Raw genomic sequence first — 6,963 nt, 5'->3', positions numbered from 1 at the left:
TGATCTTCAGTGCACTTAATTGGACGCGAGCGCGATTGAGCGCACTGTCGCTGTAATTCCGGTTCAGGCGTTCCTGGACGAAGGCCGCAAAGAGTAAGAGCGGGCTGCCGGGCTCGTCTGGCCCGTAACCATCGGCGCGGCTCGGCGGCGGCAGCGCTCTTCCATGCTTCCGGGCCGGCGCAGGGGTGACGCATGGTCTACCGCGCCGCCGCGCGCATGGATGCGGGCTGGCCTGGCAGCTTTAGCCTTGAACCTCCGACTTCGGTGAGCTTCCCGCCGGCGAGCTGAAACACCTGCAGGTCCTTTTCGAAATAGTTGGCCACGTACAGGTAATCGCTGTTCGCGCTGTAGACGACGCCTTCCGGGAGGCCGCCGAGCGGCGCGCGCGCCGTCACCGTCAGCTTACCATCGGTTCCGATGGACATCAGCACGAGTTCGCCGGCCTTGGTCTTGAACCAGTCGCTGTCCTTGGCCGCAGTGCCGAGCAGGAGCGGAGTGGCCGCGGTCTTTCCATCGGGCGCGATCGCGAAGCCTTCCGGTCCGGTCCCAGGGCTCATCACATCGACCACGTGGGGATGTGGGCCGGTCGCTTCGATAATCACCTCGGCGTCGGCGTTGTTCTTCTGTGCGCCGGTGTTCGAGGCGATGACGTATTTGCCGTCCGGGGTGATGTCTATGTTGTACGGATTGAGGGCCGATGGAATGTCCATCGACTTGTCGTACGTCACCGTTTCTCCATCGATCGCCAGCACGCCGATCTTGTTGACGAGATTCATGCAGACAAAAGCGCGCTTGCCGTCGGGTGCGATGACAACGGCGGCAGCCTGCTGCTCCAGCGGGACCTCGCCGACTGGTTTGACCGTCGAGCCCTGAATCGAGACGACGGAAACGCTTTTGCCGTCCCGGTTGGCGATCAACGCGAGGTCGCCCTTCTTGGAAATCGAGAGGCCGGACGGCTGCCGTCCTACGGTCACCGTGTCGATCAGTTTCGGCGGATCGGCGGCGAGATCAATGACGTACAGCTTGTCGTCCGGGACTGATTTCCAGGCGTCGCCGTCCTGGACGTGGACCACGGAATTGGCGACCAGGCCAAGCTTGCCGTCCGGTGTGATCTGCAGGTTGGTCGGCGGTCCGAGCAGGGAATTCGTGAGCGGCAGGCTGGCACGGATCCTGGGTTTGGCGGGGTCGGAGACATCCACGACAATGACGGCGTCATTGCCTGGAGCGCCGTTGGTCGGGCCATCGGGACCATAGGTAATCTTGTTGTCGAGTCCGATCAGGATATCGTTGGTTCCGGCGATTGCCGAACTGTTGGCGGCAAGGCCAACCAGGCACGTGGCACAAAGAGCACTGCGCAAGTTCATGGCGATTTCCCTCCGCCCGGTCCATTTCTGAAAGCCGGTTTCTCTACCTTACCGTGCGCCGCTTACGGCTGCTAATTATTCACGCGCCGAGACGAAACGTAGTCGCCAGAATTCAATACGTGGAAGAGCAAGTTCGGCGGCAGACGCACCTTCAGTTGGCGGTGCAAGCCACCTCCATGTGCGGCGATGATGGCATTGTGCCACTGTTTTGCCCGACGGATCAAGTGAATTTCGTAAAATCCGCATGTCAGCGATTAAACCATTGATATCGCTGTCGCCGGCTACTGTGCATGGGGTTGTTTTCGATTGTTTTGTTGCGCGGGCCGCCGGGTGTGATCCCGGCCCGCTCTAATGTCCGCCGAGATAGGCCGTGATCAGCCTGGGATCGTGGATCAGATCCTTGGCGGGGCCGGACTGCACGACCTCGCCCGTCTCGAGCACGTAGCCGTAGTCGGCCGTCTCCAGCGCGGCACGGGCGTTCTGCTCGACCAGCAGGATCGACACGCCGAGGTCGCGCAAGGACGCGATGGTGCGAAAGATCTCGCGCACGATTAGCGGCGCAAGGCCGAGGCTCGGCTCGTCGAGCATGAGCAGCTTCGGCTTGGCCATCAGCGCGCGTCCCAGTGCGAGCATTTGGCGCTCGCCGCCTGAGAGCGTGCCGGCCGCCTGGCGCTGTCGTTCCTTCAGGCGCGGAAAGCGATCATAGACCTCGTCCAGTGTCTTCTGCACGCCGGAGCGGTCGCGCAAGCTGTAGGAGCCGAGCAGGAGATTGTCCGCGACCGACATGTCGGAGAACAGCTCGCGCTTCTCCGGCACCAGGCACAGCCGGCGCTCGACGCGATCCTCGACGGACATCCTGCCGATGTCGTTGCCCTGGAAGAGGAGGCGGCCGCGCGAGGCGAGCAGCCCGATGGCGGCCATCAAGAGCGTGGTCTTGCCGGCGCCGTTCGGGCCGATGACGGTGACGATCTGGCCTTCCTCGATCGACAGCGACACGTTACGAACCGCTTCGACATTGTCGTAGCAGACGGTCACGTCCGTCATGGAAAACATTCCGCTCACGCGACGCCTCCGAGATAGGCCTCTTGAACCCGCTCGTCGCTGCGGATCGCCGCTGGTGCGCCTTCGCAGAGTTTTGAGCCGAAATCGAGCACCACGATGCGGTCGACCAGCGACATCACGAACTCCATGTCGTGCTCGACGATCAGGATGGTCAGGTGATCCGCCCGCAGCGACCTGAGCAGCTCCGCAAGCCGCAGCTTCTCCTGGCGGCGAAGTCCCGCCGCAGGCTCGTCCAGCACCAGCAGCGCCGGGTCGGCGGCCAGCGCACGCGCGATCTCGAGGATGCGCTGGTTGCCGAGCGGCAAATTGCCCGCGAGCTCGAACGGCTTTTCGCCGAGCCCGACGCGTTCGAGCTGCATCAGCGCCTCGTGCCGCGCACTGGCTTCCTCGCGCTGGTTGAGACGGAAGGCGCCGGCGAGCAGGCCGCTGCGGGTGCGGGCGTAGGTGCCGAGCATCACGTTTTCCAGCAGGCTCATGCGCGGCCTCAGCTTCACATGCTGGAAGGTCCGCGCGACGCCGGCCTTGGCGATGCGGGATTGTGCATCATGCGTGATGGGGCGCCCCGCAAAGACGATCTCGCCCTTGTTGACCCTGAGCGCGCCGGTCAGGCAGTTGAACATCGTGCTCTTGCCCGCGCCATTCGGGCCGATGACGGCAAGGATCTCGCCGGACCGGACCTCGAAGCTGACATTGTTGACAGCGACCAGGCCGCCGAACCGGCGCTCGGCGCCGTCCACCTTCAGAAGCATCTCGCCCGGCGTCGGTTGCGCGCGGCGGGGCAGCGGCGGCGCCGGCTGCGGCCGCTCGCGCTTGATCTTCGGCAGGTAGCGCGCAACGAACGGCACGATGCCCTGCCGCGCCCATTGCAGGAACAGGATGAACAATGCGGAGAAGGCGACGGTCTCGAGCTGTCCGGAAGCGCCCTTGGCGATCAGCGGCAGATAATCCTGCACGCTGTTCTTGAGCAGGGTGACGACGGCGGCACCAACGACACCGCCGAGCAGGCTGCCGGCGCCGCCGACCATCGACATCATCAGATATTCGATGCCCATGCCGGCATCGAACGGGCCCGGGCTGATGAAGCGGCTCATATGAGCGTAGAGCCACCCCGAGAGCGAGGCCAGGAAGGCTGCGATCACGAAGGTCACGAGCTTGATCCGGAAGGCGTTGATGCCGAGGCTCTCGACCAGCGTGTTGCCGCCGCGGAGCGCGCGCATGGCACGACCAAGCCGCGAGTCCAGCAAATTGTATCCGAGCAGGAGGACCGCGGCGACGATGCCCCAGATCAGGAAATAGATCTGCGAGCTCGAGACAAGCGCGAACGCCCCGATGCTGATCGGCGGAATCGACGAGATGCCGTTGAAGCGGCCGAGCCCCTCGACGTTGCCGAACAGGAAGCCGATCGCAAGGCCCCATGCGACGGTCGAGAGCGACAGGAAATGCCCCTGAAGCCGCAAGGTGACGACGCCGAGGATGGCCGCGACAGCGCAGGTCATCGCAACGCCAAAGACGAGGCCGAGCCACGGCGAATACCCGTTCAATGCGGAGACCCAGGCGGTGGCATAGGCCGCGATGCCCACGAAGGCGGCCTGTCCGAACGACACGATGCCGCCGACGCCGGTGAGGAGCGCGAGCCCGATCGCGACCAGCGAATAGATCCCGATATAGTTCATCAGCGTGATGCTGAAGGGGCTCAGGACCAGAGGCGCGAGCGCGAGGCACATCACCGCTGCCATTGCCGCAAGCTGAACGTGAAGGCGCGTCATTCCTCGATCTCCTCGTCGGAATGCAGCGAGGCGAGGGATCGCCAGATCAGGATCGGGATCAGCAGCGAGAACACGATGACGTCCTTCAGCGCGCTGCTCTCGAAGGACGCAAAGCTTTCGAGGAGGCCGACGCCGACGGCGCCGATCGCCGCACCGGGATAGCTGGTCATGCCGCCGACGATGGCGCCGACGAAGGCCTTGAGGCCGATCAGAAAGCCGGAATCGTAGAACACAGTATTCACAGGCGCGATCAGGATTCCGGAGACGCCCGCCATCAACGACCCCAGCAGATAGGCGATGGTACCGGCGCGGGCGGGCCGGATCCCCATCAGGCGGGAGCCGGTCCGGTTCACGGCGGTGGCGCGCAGCGATTTTCCGACCAGCGTGAAGTCGAAGAAGAGATAGAGGAGGCCGGAGAAGACAAGGGCCGCGATCACGATCAGCATGGTCTGGCCCGAGATCAGGACGCCGGCGAGTTCGGTCGAGAGCGACGTCAGCGGTTCGGTCCTGACACCTTCAGGTCCGAAGAACAGCAGCCCCAGGCCGACCAGTGCGAAATGCAGAGCGACGGAGACCGTCAGCAGCAATAGCACCGTTCCGTCTGCGATCGGACGGAACACGATCCGATCCAGCAGCGGGGCGATCGGCGTGATCAGCATCAAGGCAAGCACGAGCCTGACGGCGAGCGGCGGCTCGGCGCGCATCGCGAGCCAAGCGAGGCCGACCACGGCGAGCGGAAGCGCGAGATAGAACAAGAGCGCGCGTGGCAGCAAGCGAAGCTCGCCGGAGCGTACCATCGAGATGATCTCGATCAGCGTCGCAAGGCAGGCGAGGATGACGACCAGCGCTCCCGTGCCCGGAAAGCGCTTCGCATCGAGGGCGGCCAGCGTCAGCGCGGTGAACGCGGCGATGTCGCCGAAGGGAATGAAGATGACCCGTGTCACCGTGAAGATGAGGACGGTCCCGATCGCCACCAGCGCATAGACTGCGCCGGTGGCGATCCCGTCGATCGCAAGGATGGCTGCGATGTCGCTCGTCATTGAGACGCCGTTCCTCCGCCCTGACTGTCTGCCGCCTTCGGACTACGGCGCATACTTCCAGGCGCCGCCGCTCAGGCGCACCACGACGAGCGAGCGCTCGTCGACGCCGGTCACCGAGCCCGGCTTGAAGTTATAGACGGCATGCACGCCCGGCAGCTCCTTGGTGCTGAGGATCGCGTCCCGCAGCGCGGTGCGGAACTCCGCCGTTCCGGGCTTCGCGATCTTGAGCGCGCGCTCGGCGGCGTTTGCGAAAATCAGCCAGGCGTCGAAGGAGTAGGCGGAGAAGCCGTCGGTGGTCGGGATGTTGTGGGTCTTCTGGTAGACGTTGCGGAAATCCAGCGCGATCTTCTTGGCGAAGTGCTCGTCGGGAAGCTGCTCGGCCACGATGACGGGACCTGCGGAGACCTGGATGCCGTCAGCGGCCTTGCCGCCGACGTTGACGAAGTCCGGATTGACCAGCGCCACCGTGCCGTAAGTGTTGCCCTTGAAGCCGCGGTCGGCGAGGCTGAGGAGAGGCAGCGCGCCTTGCGTCCCCGAGCCGCCGTCCAGCACGGCGTCCGGCCGGGCGGCAAGCACCTTCAGGATCTGTGCGGTGACCGAAGTGTCGGTGCGAGCGTATCGCTCGTTGGTCTGGATCTTGATGTCACCGGCGGCTTCGGCTGCCTTGGCGCCGTTGTAGACGAGGTCGCCCCATGCGTCGGAGAAGCCGATATAGCCGATATTCTTTATGCCATCGCGCTTCATGCGGTCGGCGACGATCTTGACGAGCAGGGAGGCCGGCTGCGGCACCGACACCACCCACTGCTCGGGAGTTTCCGGCAGCTTGCCGATCGGCGAGACCGCGATCATCGGCACTTTCAGCTCGCTCGCCACCGCCGCCATCGCGATAGTCGAGGGGGCGGTCGCGGTGCCGATCAGCAGGTCGACCTTCTCTTCTTCCACGAGCTTGCGCGCATTGCGGGTCGCGGCCGACGGGTCGGAGCCGTCGTCGAGCTGGATCAGGCGAATGGTCTCGCCGTTGATGGTCTTCTTGTATTCATAGGCCGCATTGATGCCGCGCCCATAGGGGATTCCGATCGACGATCCGTTGCCGCTGAGCGAGGTGACGAAACCGATGGTGATGTCGGCCTGCGCGGCCGGAGCTGCGAAGACACCGGCGACAAGTACAAATAGGCTCAGAGTCTTGCGCATTTGCGTTCTCCTCCGTTGATGCTGGATAGGAATGCTTCAAAGCTGCCGTGCGGGGAGCTTGAACGACGAATGAACCGATTGAAAGCATTGCTGTTTGCGCCGAAATCCGGGCGCGACAGAAGTGAGTTTGTCGGCCGGGCGTCAGCTGCCATGATGTTGCTTGCCGCTCGAACAACGGGCCCACCGGCAAATGCGGGCGGGACTTTTCCGGAGCGATGAAAGGTCGTTGCCGCGGCCGCGATGCGCAACCGGCGACGTTGCTGCCACTGCCGGCTGCTTGAGCACGGCGACTGTCCACACGATTGAGTCTCTCAAAATCGGTGCCCTGCAACATCATTGTCATGGCCACCAGTCCCTGATCGGCGAGGAATTACTTAAAGCCTAAAGTATTGCCGGTGGCGCCGTCAACACGTGTCACGGGGCTGTCAGAAAAAAATGTTGCTGCATACAATTTCGTCAGTGTGCGGCGCTTCTTTGCTGCTCGACCGGACAGAAAGGGCCGTGCTCGCCTTGCCGTGACGGCGCGAGCCGCCGGCGCTG

Annotated in this window: 5 protein-coding genes; all 5 read right to left on the bottom strand. The window is 64.0% G+C overall.

Features of this window, described 5'->3' with window-relative positions; translation table 11 throughout:
* Positions 1-197: 197 nt before the first annotated feature.
* The 5 genes from FXB38_RS02640 to FXB38_RS02620 all read right to left on the bottom strand — a co-directional run bounded on the left by FXB38_RS02640 (position 198) and on the right by FXB38_RS02620 (position 6,423).
* The gene (locus FXB38_RS02640) at positions 198-1,364 is read right to left on the bottom strand and encodes a YncE family protein (protein WP_148749214.1); all 1,167 of its coding nucleotides are present in this window, start codon (positions 1,362-1,364) and stop codon (positions 198-200) included.
* Between the two features lie 348 nt (positions 1,365-1,712).
* Positions 1,713-2,426, bottom strand: coding sequence for an ABC transporter ATP-binding protein (locus tag FXB38_RS02635; RefSeq protein ID WP_148749213.1), 714 nt, complete (start codon positions 2,424-2,426; stop codon positions 1,713-1,715).
* Positions 2,423-4,192, bottom strand: coding sequence for a branched-chain amino acid ABC transporter ATP-binding protein/permease (locus FXB38_RS02630; protein WP_148749212.1), 1,770 nt, complete (start codon positions 4,190-4,192; stop codon positions 2,423-2,425). Before FXB38_RS02630 ends, FXB38_RS02635 begins: the two co-directional genes overlap by 4 nt.
* Complete coding sequence (locus FXB38_RS02625; protein WP_148749211.1) at positions 4,189-5,232, bottom strand: branched-chain amino acid ABC transporter permease; 1,044 nt, start codon at positions 5,230-5,232, stop codon at positions 4,189-4,191. Before FXB38_RS02625 ends, FXB38_RS02630 begins: the two co-directional genes overlap by 4 nt.
* Before the next feature lie 42 nt (positions 5,233-5,274).
* Positions 5,275-6,423, bottom strand: coding sequence for an ABC transporter substrate-binding protein (locus FXB38_RS02620; RefSeq protein WP_148749210.1), 1,149 nt, complete (start codon positions 6,421-6,423; stop codon positions 5,275-5,277).
* Positions 6,424-6,963: the final 540 nt, after the last annotated feature.

Source organism: Bradyrhizobium cytisi (assembly GCF_008123515.1).
Classification (GTDB): domain Bacteria; phylum Pseudomonadota; class Alphaproteobacteria; order Rhizobiales; family Xanthobacteraceae; genus Bradyrhizobium; species Bradyrhizobium cytisi.
This window is presented reverse-complemented; position numbering and strand designations above follow the sequence as displayed.